Here is a 14,748-nt window from a genome sequence, read left to right as displayed (position 1 = left end):
GGCTCATTCGAACTCCTGGAGCGCGCTGCGCAGGAGCACGCGCTCGTAGGCGTTGCGGACCAGCGCCCCCAGCGGACCGATGATCCGCGTGAGGTCCGTCTCGCGGTACAGCGCCGGGTGGTGGAGCAGCTCCAGCACCGTGGCGCCGAGCGCCGGCTCCACGCGGTAGTCGAACATCCCGGGCCGGCGCGGGTGCGAAAGCCCCGCCTGGACCGCGTCGTTCACCAAGGCCGCTTCGCGCGCCACGACGCGCAGATACACCTCGCGGGACGCGGCGGGGTCGGAGCGAAGCCCCTCCAGTTCGCCAGCTGCTTCCCGCCAAGGCGAGATCAGTTCCTCCGGCAGGGGAGCGACGAGCTCCACCTCTTCAGCAAGGCGCAGGCGGAGGTGGACCAGGAACTCCAGGGGCGAAGGCCGCCATGCCCGCCCCACGACGGCCCCCGGCAGTTGCTGGACGGCGGAGCCCGCGCGCCGGGTGGGACGCCCTTCCGACTCCAGGAGCATGCGCAGCTCTCGCGGATCGAACGCCGTGGCGGCCTCTTCAATCATGGCGCGCGTGTCGTCCGAGGAATGCATGAGGCTCAGCGCGCGCGTTGGCGCCTGGAGCCGGCTGCGCAGGTGGTGCGGTGAGCGCTTGCTCGGATTCGCAGACCCCTTGAGCGACTTGAATGCCTCGCAGGCGGACCGGCCCGGGGTGCGGAGGATGAGCGCGCAGGAGGACTCCAGCAGGTACACCTCGCTCGGGACGGCCCACGTCTTGTCGACCGCGATGGGGCGGTTGGGGCTGTAGACCGCCTCGATGCTGCTCTGCGTGTATTGGACGAAGCGCCGGTCCACGGCGCGGAAGCCCTCGCGCTCCAGGAACGCGAGCGCCTCCTCCGCGAGCCCCAACCCGATGGCGTACGGGTCGAAGAACGTGAAGACGAACTCCTCGCTCCCCGGACGCGAGCCGAAGGACTCCACGAGGCCGGACACACTGGCTGCGTTTCTCATGTGAGGTCTCCACTCCCGGCTTCCACCAGCCACAGTGCTTCTGAAGGCGCGAGCAGGACGTCCCCTCGCCCCTGACGCCCGCCGAGCAGGTCCTTCCACTCCTGCGGCGGCACGGGGACGGACACGGGCTCCGCGCCGAAGTTCACCAATACATGCAGGGGCTGACGGCCATGGCTTCGCGCCAGGTGCAGGACCCCGGGAGCAGGCATCCGCGCCTCGCAGCCGTGGTCCTCCCGCAGCGCGGGTGTCCGGTCGCGCAGGCGGATGAGGCCAAGCATCGACTTCAGGATGCGCGCGTGCACCGGCTGCCGCACCAGCGCACGCAGGGCGCCCTCCGTGTAGCGGTGCCGGTTCGCGGCTCGGGGATTGGAGGGCTCGACGCCCACCGCGTCCGGCAACCCGAACAGGGTGGGGAAGTAGAGACACGGCGTGGCGGGGAGCGCGAAGAGCAGCGCGTGCGCGGCCAGGTAGCGCTCGACGTCGAGCCCTGCCTCCGTGGAGAAGATGCGATGCAATGAGCTGTTGAGCTCGTACGGCCGGGGCTCTCCGCCCACGTCCGCGTGGGACACCCGGACACCGGCGCGTTCCATCCGCTCCAGCACCCGCCGCAGGGTGGAGGCATCGAGCGGCGGGTCCATGGGACGCAGGTGCACGCCGTCATGCGTCTGGAGGAAGGCGTAGCCGTCGCGGCCGTGCGGATCCGCCGCGGACGCGTTCACCCAGTCCACCAGCGGACCGCCCTCGCCCGCGAGCGCCGCCGCGAAGACAAGCAGCGGCACCGCGAGGTGGTTGTCGTGCTGCGCCAGCGCCTCGCCCAGGTAGCACCGCTCTCCTGTGCGGTGGTCCGTCTCCGCGAGCAGGCGCACCGAAGGATCCACCAGGTCCGCCACGGCGCGCAGCGCTCGCACCAGCAGCTTCGCCTCCGGCTGGTGCGGCCCTCCGGGAACGCGCTTCCACACGTGGGGAATGGCATCCAGGCGCACGACCCGCGCGCCCGCCTCCACCAGCCGCAGCAGGGTCTCCGCCATGGACCGGAAGACGTCCGGCGAGCCGTGGTTCAAGTCCACCTGCGCGCGCCCGTACGTGCACCACGCCCAGACCGCGCGGGTGCCCGTGCCGAAGCGCTGGAGGATGGAGGAGGTCCGCACCCGCGTGCCCCATTCAATGTCCCGCGGCTCGGAGAAGAGGTGGAAGTCCCCGGGCCGTCCCTCTCCGCGCAGCACGTCCCGGAACGCCGGGTGCGACGTGGACACGTGGTTCATCACCAGGTCGAGCATCAGCCCGCCGCCCACCTCTGACAGCCGCTCCAGGTCCTCCCATCCCCCCAGGCGCGGATGCACGGCCTGGTGGTCCACCACCGCGAAGCCGTCATCCCCGTCCGACACATAGGGCGGGAGCACATGCAGCAGGGCTGGCCCCACGCCACCCACCTCCTCAAGGAGGAAGCGCCGCAGCGCCGCGAGCGGCGCCAGGTCCCCGCTGAGCACATGGTCCGGGTACACGGCGATGACCGCGGGCCGTGCGTCCACCGCCGCGCGCCCGGGCTTCAGGCGCGCGCGGGCGCCCTCCGCCGCCGGGGCCAGCTCCCGGACGAGCGCCTCCGCGCGCTCCACTCCGTAGAGCTGTCCCAGCGAGTCCCCCAGCCGTGCCAGCGCGGCTGGGGTCGCCGTGTTCCCGGACGTGCTCATCCCTGGTGCTCGAGGACGTAGGTGATGCTGCCCTGGAGGAACTCCACCGCGCGCGCCAGCTCCGGCTCCGCGGCCATGCGCTGGGCCATGCGCTGGTGGAGCGCTTCGATGCGCGTGAGGCATCCGCCCAGCGGGCCCGTCGCGCAGTCCGCGTGGATGGAGAGCCCTTCGGCCAGCAGGGCCCGGTCCACCTCGCCCGCGGTGGCCATGGCCTTGCGCGATTCGATGAGCAGCCACTTGCGCGCCGCGCTCGTCACGCCCAGGGCCGCGAGGATGGAGACCAGCGCCTCCTCCACCGCGATGCGCGCCACGTGCCGGCTGGACTCCTCGCTGACGGCGCGGTGGCCAATGGCGTCCTCCAGGTACTCGTGGACCTCCATGAAGTGCCGCACGGTGAGGTAGGTGGGCAGCAGCTCCACCAGGAACTCGTCCCGCCAGCTGGCCACCAGTCCCGGGTTCATCAGCGGAAGGCCCGTGCGCAGCCGGTGCAGGAAGCGCAGCTCCGGGCCGTCGATGATGGGGATGAACTTCAGCTCGGACGGCTTGTAGAGCGCCGGCGCGATGGCCGTCATCCACGTCATGATCTCCGCCACGCGGCCGCGCTCCGCCAGCTCGATGTTGACCTCGATGCCGTCGCAGTACTGGAGCGCTTCACTGAAGCGGCTGTTCTTGAAGCGCACGCTTCCCTTTGTCGAGATGAGCGACGTGCGGTGCGGCACCAGCACCATCAGGTCCACGTCCGAGCTGGGCGTGCCGTTGCCGGCCGCGAGCGAACCCGTCAGCAGCACACCGCACGAGGCGGGGTCGCTGACCAGCTCCGACAGGATGTGCTCGACGTCCACGCCGTGGGCGCGAAGCGTCTGCGTGGTGAGCGTTTGACCACTGGAGAGCTGATGTGTGCGCTTCATGATGCCACCTTCCCGCGTCCCTCATGGGACAGCTGCAAGTCCGAAAAAACGTCCGCGCACGCGTCCGCGACGGTGCGCACCATCTGTTCCTCATGCGTCCGCATCACGCTCAGGCGCAGCAGGCCGTGGCCCGCCGGGACCGCCGGATGGATGACCGGGTTGGCGTAGATGCCCCGGTTCCACAGCAGCCTCCACGCCTGGAGCGTGTCGAAGTCCGCGCCCACCTCCACGCTGACGATGGGGCCGTCGGACGGAATGGGCCGCAGCCCGCGCGCCACCAGCGCCTCGCGCAGCGTGCGCACCCGTTCCTTCAGCTGGGCCACCAGCCCCGGGTCCTCGTGGAGGATGCGCAGGGCGGCCAGCGCCGCGGCCACGGAGGCCGGCGTGTTGGCGGCGGTGAAGAGGAAGGGCCGCGTCAGGACGCGCAGCGCTTCAATCTGGTCCTTGTCCCCGATGATGGCGCCGCCGCAGGAGCCCAGGCTCTTGGAGAAGGTGATGGTGATGAAGTCCGCGTCCTGGACGACGCCGTCCTCCTCCACGGTGCCCAGCCCTCGCGCGCCCACCGTGCCCAGGCCGTGCGCCTCGTCCACGACGAGCGCCAGCCGTGTCTCGCGGCACACCTCCAGGAACCGGCGCAGCGGGGCCCGGTCCCCGCGCATGGAATAGACGCCCTCCACGACGCAGAGGCCTGAGGCGGTGTCTTCCTTTGCCTGGGCCAGCAGGTGCTCCGGGTCGTTGTGGCCAAAGCGCTTCATGGTCGCGCGCGCCAGCCACACGCCGTCCAGGACGGAGGCGTGCATCTCCTCGTCCACCCAGGCGCGGTCATTGCGGCCCAGGAGCGAGCTCATCAGGCCCAGGTTGGCGCCGTAGCCGGTGGAGAACACCATGGCGCCGGTGCGGCCATAGAAGCGCCGCAGGGCGTCCTCCAGCTCCTCGTGGAGCGCCAGGTTGCCGTTGAGCAGGCGCGAGCCCGTCACGCCCGCGCCCCAGCGGGCAGTCGCCTCCTGCGCGGCGGCGATGACGCGCGGGTCGTTCGCGAGCCCCAGGTAGTTGTTGGAGCCGAAGTTGAGGATGTCCCGGCCCTCCATGCGGGTAATGGGGCCGGTGGCCGACTCCACCCGCGTGAAGTAGGGGAGGCGGCCAATGCGCTTGCCCAGACGGGCCTGCGCCACGCGCGGGTCCCCGAGCAGCCGTTGGATGACGGGCGCCGGAGCGCGGCCCGCCGTGTCTTGTTCAGGTCGTGTCATGTTTTTGGTCTCGGAAGTCGAACGTGAGGCTCGCGGCGGTAGCGCAGACAGCGGTGAAGGTGAGGATGACGGCGGTGCTCTGGAGCACGACGCTCCAGCGGCCCTGGCCGAAGGTGGCTTCGTTGAGCGCACGCAGGGCCCAGTAGTGCGGCGTGGCGTAGCCGAGCGTGCGTGACCAACCCGGCAGGGCTTCGGTGGCGACGATGGCGCCACCCACCGCGCTGAACGTCACCAGCACCAGGTAGGAGAGGTTGGAGAGCGTGGCGGTGCTGCGCGTGATGGCGAAGAGGAGGAAGCCCAGGGCCGAACCGCTGGTCACCAGCGCCGCGCCGGTGAGGGCCACCTGGAGGACGTTGCCGTTCAGTGGCAGGCCCAGGAACACCGCCGCGAAGCCCGTGAAGAGCAGCAGCTGCACGAACGACATCGCGCACGCGGGCAGCACCTTGCCCATGGCGAACGCGAGCCGGGCAGGGCGGATCAACGCCTGCCTGCCGTGGGTGTGGTACCAGAAGTCCCGGTAGAACGCGTGACCGGAGTAGGTCACCACCATGTAGCTGAACATCACCGCGAAGCCGATGGTGGCCCGGCCCATGGCGCCGGGGGCCGTATCAAGCCCTGACACACCCGGGCCCAGGATGGCGGAGAGCACCGCGGGCAGGATGAAGATGAACACCATGGCCGTGCGCTCGCGCGCGAGCACGCGCCACTCCGTCAGCGCGTAGCAACGCACCACGTTGACAAAGCCCTCCACGCCGCTGGGCGCGGTAGGGGCACTGGAAGCGATGTCTGGATTCATGGCCCTTCCGACTCCCGGGCGAAGGCGCTCAGGGATGGGTCCCGCAGCAGGATGTCGCGCAGCCGGTTGCCGGACAGGCGCAGCTCGGACAGGTGGATATCGGAGGGGACCTCGCCCAGCTTCGTGCGGACCTCCTCCAGGCTGCTGGTGGCGAGCGTGAGCTCCCACGAAGCATCGGGACGCGCGCCCCGCAGTGACAGGGTGCGCGCCTGGTTCGACAGGACCGTTCCCAGCGCCCCCAGGTCGCGCGTCTTCCCATCCCGCAGCAGCACCAGCTCCGTGGACAGCTCCTCGATGTCCTCGGGGTAGTGTGCGGTGACCAGCACCGCGGCGCCCTCCTCGCGCCAGGCGCGCACCCGGCGCACCACCAGCTGGCGGGCCTCGAAGTCGAGCGCGACGGTGGGCTCATCCAACAGCCGGATGGGTGGCGCATGGACGAAGCTCGCCGCCAGGTGCACAAGGCGCCGCTGCCCCCCTGACAGGTGATGCACGCGCGTGCGGGCAATGGGACCCAGCGCGAACTCCTCCAGGGTCCTGGCGATGGCGGCCTTCGCCTCCGCACGCCCCAACAACAGCCGGGCCAGGTGCCCGACGTTCTCCTCCACCGTGAGCACGGGATAGAGCGCGATGGCCTGCGTCGCGAACCCGATGGCGCGGCGCGCGGGCAGCCCGCCCACGTCGAGCCGCACCGAGCCTCCCGTCGTGCCCCGCACGGTGCCGGTGAGCGCCCCCAGCAGCGTCGTCTTGCCCGCGCCGTTGGCGCCGAGCAGCCCCACGGAGCTTCCCCCCTTCAAGTGAAGGGAGACATCGCGGAGCACGGGCGTCCCCTGGGCGAAGGCGAAGGAGAGCCGCTCCGCGGAGAGCAATGTCTTGGTTCGATCCTGAAAAGCTGACTTCTCAGGAAAAATTGTTTTGTCGGTCATCGTCGGGATGACCTTCTACAGACGCGGTCTGACATCCAGCGTCAGCACGTCGCGTCGACGATGACGCGCCCGCAACCCATCACGGCGCCCGCACGGAATCGTTTTCCAACCCGGCGCGTGACCCGAGGACTCCATCTGTACACAGGTCGCCATGGAAGGCCGGCGTCCCGCTCTTCCGGCTCGGGTCCGTAGTAGGAACGGCCCGATGTCCCAACCCGACGACTCCTCGCTCCTGGAACTGCTGGACCTGGCCTTCGACGCGCTCTGTGCGTCCCGCGTCTCGGATTGGGTGGACCCCGACCGGGTTCTCGCCGCGGCCGACCTCGCCCTGACGCCCGAGCGGGTGACGGGTTGGCATACCCGGCTGATGGTCCCCCTGCGCACGCGCCTGCTCGCGCGCGCGGCGAAGAGCGACATCAAGCTGGGCGCGTGGCTCCCCGCCGGGGCCACCGCGTCCCTGACAGAACTCCTGGGTCAGCCGGTGCGCCTGCCTCGCAAGGCCATCGACGAGATGGTGGCGTCCGAGCAGGTGCGGGAGACCGTGCGCACCACGCTCCAGGAGACCCTGTCGTCCCTGGTGAGCAAGGTCATCGCGGGAGCTCCCGGGGCGGGCGTCTCCGGCGGGCTGCGGGATGCGCTGAGCTGGGGCGCGCGAGCGGCGGCCTCGGCCGGCAAGGGAATCCTGGGAGGCCTGGGCGGCAGCTTGCAGGACCGCGTGCGCGAGGTCATCGACGGCTCGATGGCCATGGTGCAGCGGCGCATCGCCGAGCGGCTCGCCAGCGAGGAGACCGCCCGCGCCCTGGGGGCACGGCGCCAGAAGCTCTTCCTGTCCACCCTGGAGAAGACGGAGGCCGAGGCCGCGGAGGCGCTGGGCCGCGTGCCCCATGAGCACCTCGACTCCCTGGCGCCCCAGGTGATTGCGCACAACCTCGCGCGCCCCGAGGTGCGCGAGGGGCTGAAGGCAGAGCTCCACGCGGTCCTGGAGGACCTGTCCCGGCACACCGTGGGGGAGTTGTTGGATCAGGCCGGGCTGCGCGACGCGACACGCCAGTGGCTGCACGCGCACGGCCTGCCCTTCGCGCGCACGCTGGCGCGCTCCGCACCCTTCATCGCCCGGTAGCCGGTGCTTGAGGCTTGGGGACCGGCTTCACGTCCGTGTTCTGGCCCACGACGATGCGCCACTGCTTCTGGGTGCGCTTGAGCACATACCGCATCTGTGTGCGCAGCAGCCCCGCTTCGGTGTTCTGCACGCCCGGAGGGAGGCCCGTGTGGCCGGTGACCTCGTGCACCGTGTCCACCACGGCGATGTCCTCGCTGGGGAAGCGGATCTTCCGCACGGTGACTTCGGCGTGGCTGGTCTTGAAGATGCTCGCGAAGATGGCGGCGTGGCGTGTTTCAATCTCCGCGCGGCCCTGGAAGACCGTGCCGACGATGTTGATGAAGTCGGCGTCGTCCGTGAAGTCGCGCGTCCATGCCGTCGCGTCGTGGGCGTTCCAGGCCTCGGTCTGTGCCTTCACCAGCTGACGGAGGTCCTGCTCGTCCTGGGCGTGGTTGGGGGACGTGCACGCCGCGGACACCCACACCAGACTCAGTGCCACGACGACTGCAAGAGAAGAGCGTGTCATGGCCGCACTCTGCCATGAGGGACGGTGATGGACGTGACGCGAATGACCGCCAGCCCGCACTCGGGCTGTTCCTCCGGCCAGTACTTCCCCAGGCCATCTGTTTCCACCTTCGCTCCGGTCAAGACAGACAGGATGGGGGCAAGATGAAGAAGATGAAATGGGCGCTGGGGGTCGTGTCGCTGCTCGCAATCACCGGCTGCTACGACGACGACTACTACGACCCGTACTACTACGACGCCGCCTATTACGACCCGTACTACGGGTCGTACGACGCGGCGTGGAGCTACTCCTACGTCGATCCGGTCTACAGCTATTGGTACTACAGCATCGGCGGGGTGCTGCCCCAGTCCACCGGCAGCGGGCTGCCTCAGGCTCCCGTCGACGTGAACGCGGCGGCCGCCCAGCTCGCGGCGAACGCTTCCTCCACCTTCACACCCGCCGGGTGCGCCACCGCCACCGCGTCGGGCGCGACGGTGAACTACACCTTCAACAACTGCGAGGCGCAGATCGCGCTCCAGCAGATCTCCGGCGACGTGCAGGCGGTGCTCGCGGACAACGCGGGGCAGCTCACCATCAATGCCACCTCCTCCAACCTCACCATCAACGGAGCGCCGTACAACCTCTCCCTGCAGATCGCCACCTCCCCTCCTGACGGCGACCAGCGCAAGGTGACCATCACCTCCAACAGCTACTCACCGGAGCGCTTCGACACGAGGTCCTCCGAGAGCACGGTGACGTGGGTGTCGGGCAGCGGGTGCTTCACCATGGACAGTCAGTCACAGTCCACGCGGGGCGACCGCAACTCGACCACGACCGTCTCGGGCTACCAGCGCTGCGCCAACCAGTGCCCCTCGGCGGGGACGGTGACGTCGGAGACGAGTGAAGGGACGTTCAACACGACGTTCACCGGCTCCAACGTCATTGAGGTCACCTCGCCGGGTGATGAAACCCAGACGTACACGCTCGACTGTTGAACCCAGGGGCACGGGCGGGAGCGTTCGGCTCCCGCCCGCCAGGCCCTTGTCTGCCTCCCCAGACACACGTCGCGCGCATGCCGATATTCAGCGGATGCCGCGGCTCGTCATGAGCCGCGGCCTCAACTGAATCGGCGCGCATCCGGCGCGCGAGGAGGTGCAACCGTGCTGAACACCGAACCCATTGGCGAGCTCCTTCCGCATCTTGAAAGCCGCCGCCTGCTTGCCGAAGCCCGGAGAACCGTCCCGGAAGCCTTCGACGCTCAAGGCCGGCTGCTCTCGCCCATCGCTGGAAGGTGGGTCCATCCTCCCGCCTGGTTCCATGCCGTCTCGCCCATCGATTGCAGTGTCCTCGCGGAGCTGCCGCTGCTCGGCGCTGGACAGGTCGCCTCGGGCGTAGAGCAGGCAGCGGCGGAGTTCGAGCCCTGGGCGGCCCGCCCGCTCGAGGACCGCGCCCGGACCGTCGCGGAGGCCGTGGTGCTGCTCCATGCACACCGCGACCTGCTCGTTCGAATCCTGGCGTGGGACATCGGCAAGACGCTGCCCACGGCCTCCAACGACGTGGACCGGTGCCTCGCGGGCGTCGCGTGGTACCTGGAGCGGATGGGCACGATGATCGACGGCCGGAAGCCGCTCGGCCTCGTGTCGAACATCGCCTCCTGGAACTATCCCTTCTCCGTGCTGCTGCTCAACGTGCTCGTGCAGACGCTCGCGGGCAACGCGGTCATCGCGAAGATTCCCACCCAGGGCGGCGGCGTCTCACTCACGCTCGCCTTCGCGCTGCTGCGCCGCGCGGGCCTTCCCGTCTCGCTCGCTGGCGGGCGGGGCAGGGACCTCTCCGAGGCGCTCGTCGGTCACCCGTGCATCGCGGGCGTCGCCTTCATCGGAGGCCGCGCCAACGGTGCGGAGGTCCACCGCCGCCTTCGTGACACGGACAAGCGCTACGCGCTGGAGATGGAGGGCGTGAACGCCTACGCCATCACGCACTTCACGGACTGGGACGCGCTCGCAAGACAGATTCGAGCGGGCTTCGACTTCGGCAAGCAACGCTGCACGGCCTACACCCGGTGGGTCGTCGAAAAGTCGCTCGTCCCCAGGTTTGTCCGGACGTATGTCGACACCGTCTCGGCGTTGCGCGTGGGCAATCCGGTCCTGGGCGCGCACGTGGACTTCGGGCCCCTCATCTCTCCCAGCAAGGCCGAGGAGCTCCGTGCCCTCATCGCCGAAGCGCGGGAGCAGGGCACCGCGGTGCTGCATCAGGGGGAGCTTGCGGAGGACGCCTTCACGCCGCGACAGGAGCGCGGCGCGTACCTGCCGCCCGTCCTGCTCTTCGGCGTCCCGCGCGACAGTGAGCTCTACCGGCGCGAGCCCTTCGGCCCCGTCGACGTCCTGGTGTCGGTGGACTCCGAGGAGGAGCTGGTGCGCGAGGCCAACGTCTCCAACGGCGCGCTCGTGGCCTCGGTGGCGACGGACGACCCGGCGCTCGCCCAACGCATCGCCGCGCGGCTCCACGCCTTCAAGGTCGGCATCAACGCGCTGCGCTCGCGCGGCGACCGCGAAGAGTCCTTCGGCGGCAAGGGCGGCTCCTGGGCGGGGGCCTTCGTCGGCGGCATCCACCTGGTGCGCGCCTTCACCGACGGGCCCCATCCCACGGAAGGCAACTGGCCAGACTGAAGCCGGCCCTCGCGTCGCCAGGAGACGTCCCCCGGCGGTCCAGGGGATTCAAGTCATGCGTCGTGCCCGGGCGCCCTGGCGGCGTCCGGGCCGGGCGGGCTCGCGCCGTTGCCTCCGTTGTTGCGCACCGGGGCGGGGGTGTTCTGGATGGCCACACCCTCCAGGGTGGCGAAGGTGCGGAAGGCCCACCAGGCCAGGTTGAACCACGGCGGGCGGGACACCCTGCCTGTCACGGCCACCTCCGCCGCGCCCGCCACCGCGAAGCCCATGGCCGCCAGCACGCCCAGGTCCATGCGCCCCTCGGTGGCACGCAGCAGGTCCAGGTTGACGCCCTTGAAGAACTGGCTGGCCGCGCGCGCCACGCCGCTGCCCTCCGAGAGGGCCCGCAGCAGCACCTGCTCCTCCTCGGGGGGCTCCTCGCCGGGGCGCAAGACCTCGTCCACGCCGGTGCGCCGGCGCACCTCCTCCAGCACGCCCTCGACGCCCAGCTCCTGGGGGTCGCTGATGCACAGCACGCTGCCGGTGTAGGGCCGCACCTGGACCTCGCGCACGCCCTCCACCCGCATGAGTCCTTCCGCCAGGGAGGTGGCCTGCTTCGCGTCGTGCCGCAACCACGGCAGCCGCAGGCGCGTGCGCCCCGGCGAGGCGTGGATGACGTAGATGGCTGTCCGCATGTCGGCTCCCTAGGCCTGGGCCTCGCCCACCGGGCGCGTGCGCTCGCTGCCGCGGGCCCGGGCCTTCGCCTCGGCCAGCAGGTCCTCGATGTCCTCCTGCTTCATGGCGGCGCGCGCGGCCACCCTGTCGACGAAGCGGTAGGCCGCGGTGGCCACCTCCATGAGGAGGGGACGCAGATGCTTGCCCAGGAGCATCGTGCCCGCTCCCGCGCCATAGCCCATGAGAAAGGATGGAAGGTCGAACTTCACGGCGTTGCCTCCGGAGGGGAAGTTGCATCAGTCATGGGCCTTGCCTCGCGGCACCGCGCTCATCAGGGCTGGCAGGACGAGGCCCACGGCCAGCCCGCCGAACGTCAGGATCGTGGGCGCCGGAAGGCCCAGCACCCGCCGCAGTGGGGGGAGGGTGAGCGCCGCCACGTGCACGGCCGCGGCCCCTCCGATGAATGCGGGGAGGCGCCACTCGCCGTCCGCGGGGAGGTGGCGCCGCGTCTGCGTTGGCGCCCGGCACACGGCCGAGTAGCCCAGTTGCACCGCGGTGAGCGTCCCGAAAGCCAGCGGCGGCCCGCCCAACGCCAGCCCCAGCCCTCCGACGCCCGCCATCAGCGCTCCGTCCCGCACCACGCGCCGCACCGCGGGGCGCGTCAGCAGCGGCATCCCTGGCGGCGCGGGCGGCCGGTCGAGGACGGCCGGGTCTCCCGGCTCCATGGCCAGGGCGATTCCCGGCAGCGTGTCCGTGAGGAGGTTGATCCACAGCAGCTGCAGCGGCGTGAGCGGTTCCGCAAGCCCGAGCAGGCCCGCGCCCAGCACCAGCGCCATCTCCGAGAGGTTGGTGGCGAAGAGGAAGCGCAGCGCGCGGCGCAGGTTGTCCTGGACGATGCGGCCCTCGCCCACCGCGGACATGATGCTGCGCAGGTCCTCGCTGGCCATCACCACGTCGGCCACCGCGCGCGCCATGTCGCTGGAGCGCACGCCCACCGCCACGCCTACGTCCGCCGCCTGGAGTGCCGGGGCGTCGTTGATGCCGTCCCCCGCCATGGCGACGGTTTCTCCGTGCGCGCGCAGCGCCTTCACCAGATCCCGCTTGTTCTCCGGCGTCACGCGCGCCAGCACCGCCGTGCGCTCGAGCCTCCGCGCAAGCTCGGCAGCCGGCAGCTCGAGCATCCGCGCCAGCGTCGCCGGCGTGAGCGTGTCGCCCTCCAGCCCCACCTGCCGGGCGATGGCCTCGGCCGTGCGGGGCTGGTCTCCCGTCAAAATCACCGTGCGGATGCCCGCGCCGCGCGCCTTGCGCACCGACTCCGCCGCGCCCTCGCGAAGCGGGTCTCTCAACGCCACGAAACCGATGAAGGTGTAGCCGTCCGTGGGCGCGTGTCGGCCGTCTCCGGGAAGCCTCCGCCATGCCAGCCCCAGCACCCGCAGCCCGTCCGCCGCCAGCGCGTCGTTGCGCCGCGCCAGCCGCTCCCGCGTGCGCGCGTCCAGCGGCCCCTTCAGGTCCCGCTCGCACAGGGTCAGCACCTGCTCCGGAGCCCCCTTGACGAAGGCCACCATGCCGCCGCCGGGCGCACCGTGGACGCTCACCACGTAGTGGATGCCCTCGGAGCGCTCGAGGAGGTGGCAGCGAGGAAAGGCGCGACGCAGCGCGGCCCCGTCCAGCCCCGCTGCGTGCGCGGCGTCCACCAGCGCCTTCTCCGTCGAGCTGCCGGACACCGCCAGCTCCTTGCCGCTGCGGTGGACGTCCACGTCGCTGTTGAGCAGCGCCAGCGCCAGCGCCAGCGTGGGTGGGTCCTCCAGCACGGCGTCGGGCCTCGGGCGCAGCGAGGACAGCTCCAGGGCCCCGTCCCCCAGGTCCATCACTTCCAGCCGCATCTCGTTGCGGGTGAGTGTGCCCGTCTTGTCCGTGCAGATGACGGTGACGCCTCCGAGCGCTTCGGCGGAGGAGACGCGCCGCACCACCAGTCCGCGCGCGTGCAGCCGCTGCATGGCGCGCACCAGCGCCGCGGTCGCCACCAGGGGCAGGCCCTCTGGCAGCGCCGCCACGCCCAGCGCCACCGCGCCGCGCAGCACCTGGGCCCCGGAGCGGCCGTGCGCCAGCCCCACCAGGGCGGACAGCCCCGCCGCGCCCACGGAGGCCACCGCCACGCGCCGGTCGAGCTGGCCCAGCTTGCGCGTCAGCGGCGTGGGGGGCGCGGACTCCTGGGCCACCAGCTCCCGCACGCGCGCCTGCTCCGTATCCGCCCCGGTGGCCACCACCAGGGCGCGCCCATGTCCCGACGCCACCGCGGTGCCCGCGAACAGCAGGGACGTCCGCTCCGCCAGCGGCGCCCGCGCATCCACGGGCGCGGCCTGCTTGGCCTGCGGCTCGCTCTCGCCGGTGAGGGGCGCCTCGTCCGCGGTGAGCCGGTGCGCGTCCAGCACGCGCACGTCCGCGGGCAGCACGTCCCCCGCGCGCAGCAGCACCACGTCCCCGGGCACGAGCTCCGCCACCGGCACCGTGAGGAGGACGCCGCCGCGCAGCACCTGCGCCGCGCCCGCCTCCAGCTTCTGCCAGGAGGCGAGCAGCTCCTGGTTGCGGCGCTCGATGCGGTAGCCGATGCCCGCGTTGAGCCCCACCACCGTGAGGATGGCGGTCGCCTCCACCGTGTCTCCGGCCAGCACCGAGGCCCCCGCCGAGCCCATCAGCAGCAGCGTGGGCACGGTGGCCAGTTGCGAGCCCAGCATGGACAGGCGCGAGCGCGGCTTCTCCGCCACCACCAGGTTGGGGCCGTAGTGCTTGAGCCGCCGCGCCGCCTCGTCCGAGGTGAGTCCCTGGTCCGTGCCGTCCAACCGGGCCAGCACCGCCTCCACCGTCATCGCGTGCCACGGCTCCTGGGGAGCGCTCCGCGTGCCCAGCACCGGGCGGGCCTGGTGCGGGACGGGCCAGGGGACCGGCTCGTCGGATTGCTGACGCAGCCGGGCCAGCAGCGGGGCCTCCGGCGCGTAGCGCACCAGCAGGCGGCCCGTGCGGGGCTCCGCGCGGGCCTCCTGGATGCCGGGCCAGGTGGCGAAGGTGCGCTCCAGCCGCTCCCCGAGGACGTGGTTCCACTGCAGGCCGGGGACCTCCAGACGCAACCGCCGCGCCGTGGTTGAGTGGCGGACCACCCTCGCGGGCGCCGCCTGCCCATCCATGAGGAACACCATCATTCGCCGCCCCCCGACCTGGCATGAGAGGTGGGACTGGCGGTCCGCCCGGACAAGGCGGCCCGGCGCGCA

Annotated in this window: 13 protein-coding genes; 3 read left to right on the top strand and 10 right to left on the bottom strand. The window is 71.3% G+C overall.

Going from position 1 to position 14,748, the window contains the following annotated elements:
- Positions 1-3 precede the first annotated feature (3 nt).
- Genes D7W81_RS04660 through D7W81_RS04635 form a run of 6 tightly spaced genes read right to left on the bottom strand, consistent with a single transcriptional unit; the run spans position 4 to position 6,555 of the window.
- Complete coding sequence (locus tag D7W81_RS04660; protein ID WP_120554094.1) at positions 4-993, bottom strand: nucleoside-diphosphate kinase; 990 nt, start codon at positions 991-993, stop codon at positions 4-6.
- Positions 990-2,681: an alpha-amylase family glycosyl hydrolase gene (locus tag D7W81_RS04655; RefSeq protein WP_120554093.1), complete on the bottom strand. Its 1,692-nt coding sequence runs from the start codon at positions 2,679-2,681 to the stop codon at positions 990-992. The genes D7W81_RS04660 and D7W81_RS04655 overlap by 4 nt, the downstream gene beginning before the upstream one ends.
- Positions 2,678-3,589 carry a nucleotidyltransferase domain-containing protein gene (locus D7W81_RS04650; RefSeq protein WP_120554092.1) on the bottom strand — a complete coding sequence of 304 codons (912 nt, stop codon included), beginning with the start codon at positions 3,587-3,589 and terminating at the stop codon, positions 2,678-2,680. Before D7W81_RS04650 ends, D7W81_RS04655 begins: the two co-directional genes overlap by 4 nt.
- Positions 3,586-4,836: an aminotransferase class I/II-fold pyridoxal phosphate-dependent enzyme gene (locus D7W81_RS04645; protein WP_120554091.1), complete on the bottom strand. Its 1,251-nt coding sequence runs from the start codon at positions 4,834-4,836 to the stop codon at positions 3,586-3,588. The genes D7W81_RS04650 and D7W81_RS04645 overlap by 4 nt, the downstream gene beginning before the upstream one ends.
- Positions 4,823-5,632 carry an ABC transporter permease gene (locus D7W81_RS04640; protein ID WP_120554090.1) on the bottom strand — a complete coding sequence of 270 codons (810 nt, stop codon included), beginning with the start codon at positions 5,630-5,632 and terminating at the stop codon, positions 4,823-4,825. Before D7W81_RS04640 ends, D7W81_RS04645 begins: the two co-directional genes overlap by 14 nt.
- A complete protein-coding gene (locus D7W81_RS04635; RefSeq protein ID WP_120554089.1) occupies positions 5,629-6,555 on the bottom strand; it encodes an ABC transporter ATP-binding protein in 927 nt (308 codons plus the stop codon). Before D7W81_RS04635 ends, D7W81_RS04640 begins: the two co-directional genes overlap by 4 nt.
- 205 nt (positions 6,556-6,760) lie before the next feature.
- On the opposite strand from D7W81_RS04635, the gene D7W81_RS04630 reads away from it, so the two are divergent.
- The gene (locus tag D7W81_RS04630) at positions 6,761-7,675 is read left to right on the top strand and encodes a hypothetical protein (RefSeq protein WP_120554088.1); all 915 of its coding nucleotides are present in this window, start codon (positions 6,761-6,763) and stop codon (positions 7,673-7,675) included.
- On the opposite strand, the gene D7W81_RS04625 is transcribed toward D7W81_RS04630, so the two are convergent.
- Positions 7,662-8,180 carry an SgcJ/EcaC family oxidoreductase gene (locus D7W81_RS04625; RefSeq protein WP_120554087.1) on the bottom strand — a complete coding sequence of 173 codons (519 nt, stop codon included), beginning with the start codon at positions 8,178-8,180 and terminating at the stop codon, positions 7,662-7,664. The two genes, D7W81_RS04630 and D7W81_RS04625, sit on opposite strands and share 14 nt — an antisense overlap.
- Positions 8,181-8,323: 143 nt before the next feature.
- Here D7W81_RS04625 and D7W81_RS04620 point away from each other — a divergent pair, with 143 nt between their 5' ends.
- A complete protein-coding gene (locus D7W81_RS04620) occupies positions 8,324-9,154 on the top strand; it encodes a hypothetical protein (protein WP_120554086.1) in 831 nt (276 codons plus the stop codon).
- 165 nt (positions 9,155-9,319) lie between these two features.
- The gene (locus D7W81_RS04615; RefSeq protein ID WP_120554085.1) at positions 9,320-10,828 is read left to right on the top strand and encodes an aldehyde dehydrogenase family protein; all 1,509 of its coding nucleotides are present in this window, start codon (positions 9,320-9,322) and stop codon (positions 10,826-10,828) included.
- 53 nt (positions 10,829-10,881) lie between these two features.
- Here the strand turns inward: D7W81_RS04615 and D7W81_RS04610 are convergent, their stop codons facing one another.
- Genes D7W81_RS04610 through D7W81_RS04600 form a run of 3 tightly spaced genes read right to left on the bottom strand, consistent with a single transcriptional unit; the run spans position 10,882 to position 14,679 of the window.
- A complete protein-coding gene (locus tag D7W81_RS04610; protein WP_120554084.1) occupies positions 10,882-11,502 on the bottom strand; it encodes an HMA2 domain-containing protein in 621 nt (206 codons plus the stop codon).
- A 9-nt stretch (positions 11,503-11,511) separates the two neighbouring features.
- Entirely contained in the window at positions 11,512-11,751 is a 240-nt protein-coding gene (locus D7W81_RS04605; protein WP_120554083.1) for a hypothetical protein, read from the bottom strand.
- Positions 11,752-11,778: 27 nt separating this feature from the next.
- Positions 11,779-14,679 (bottom strand): cation-translocating P-type ATPase, encoded by a 2,901-nt coding sequence (locus D7W81_RS04600; RefSeq protein ID WP_120554082.1) that lies wholly within the window; start codon positions 14,677-14,679, stop codon positions 11,779-11,781.
- Positions 14,680-14,748 lie beyond the last annotated feature (69 nt).

This window comes from Corallococcus aberystwythensis (genome assembly GCF_003612165.1).
Taxonomy (GTDB): domain Bacteria; phylum Myxococcota; class Myxococcia; order Myxococcales; family Myxococcaceae; genus Corallococcus; species Corallococcus aberystwythensis.
Note: the sequence above shows the minus strand (reverse complement) of the source record. Positions and strands in the feature narration are given on the sequence as shown.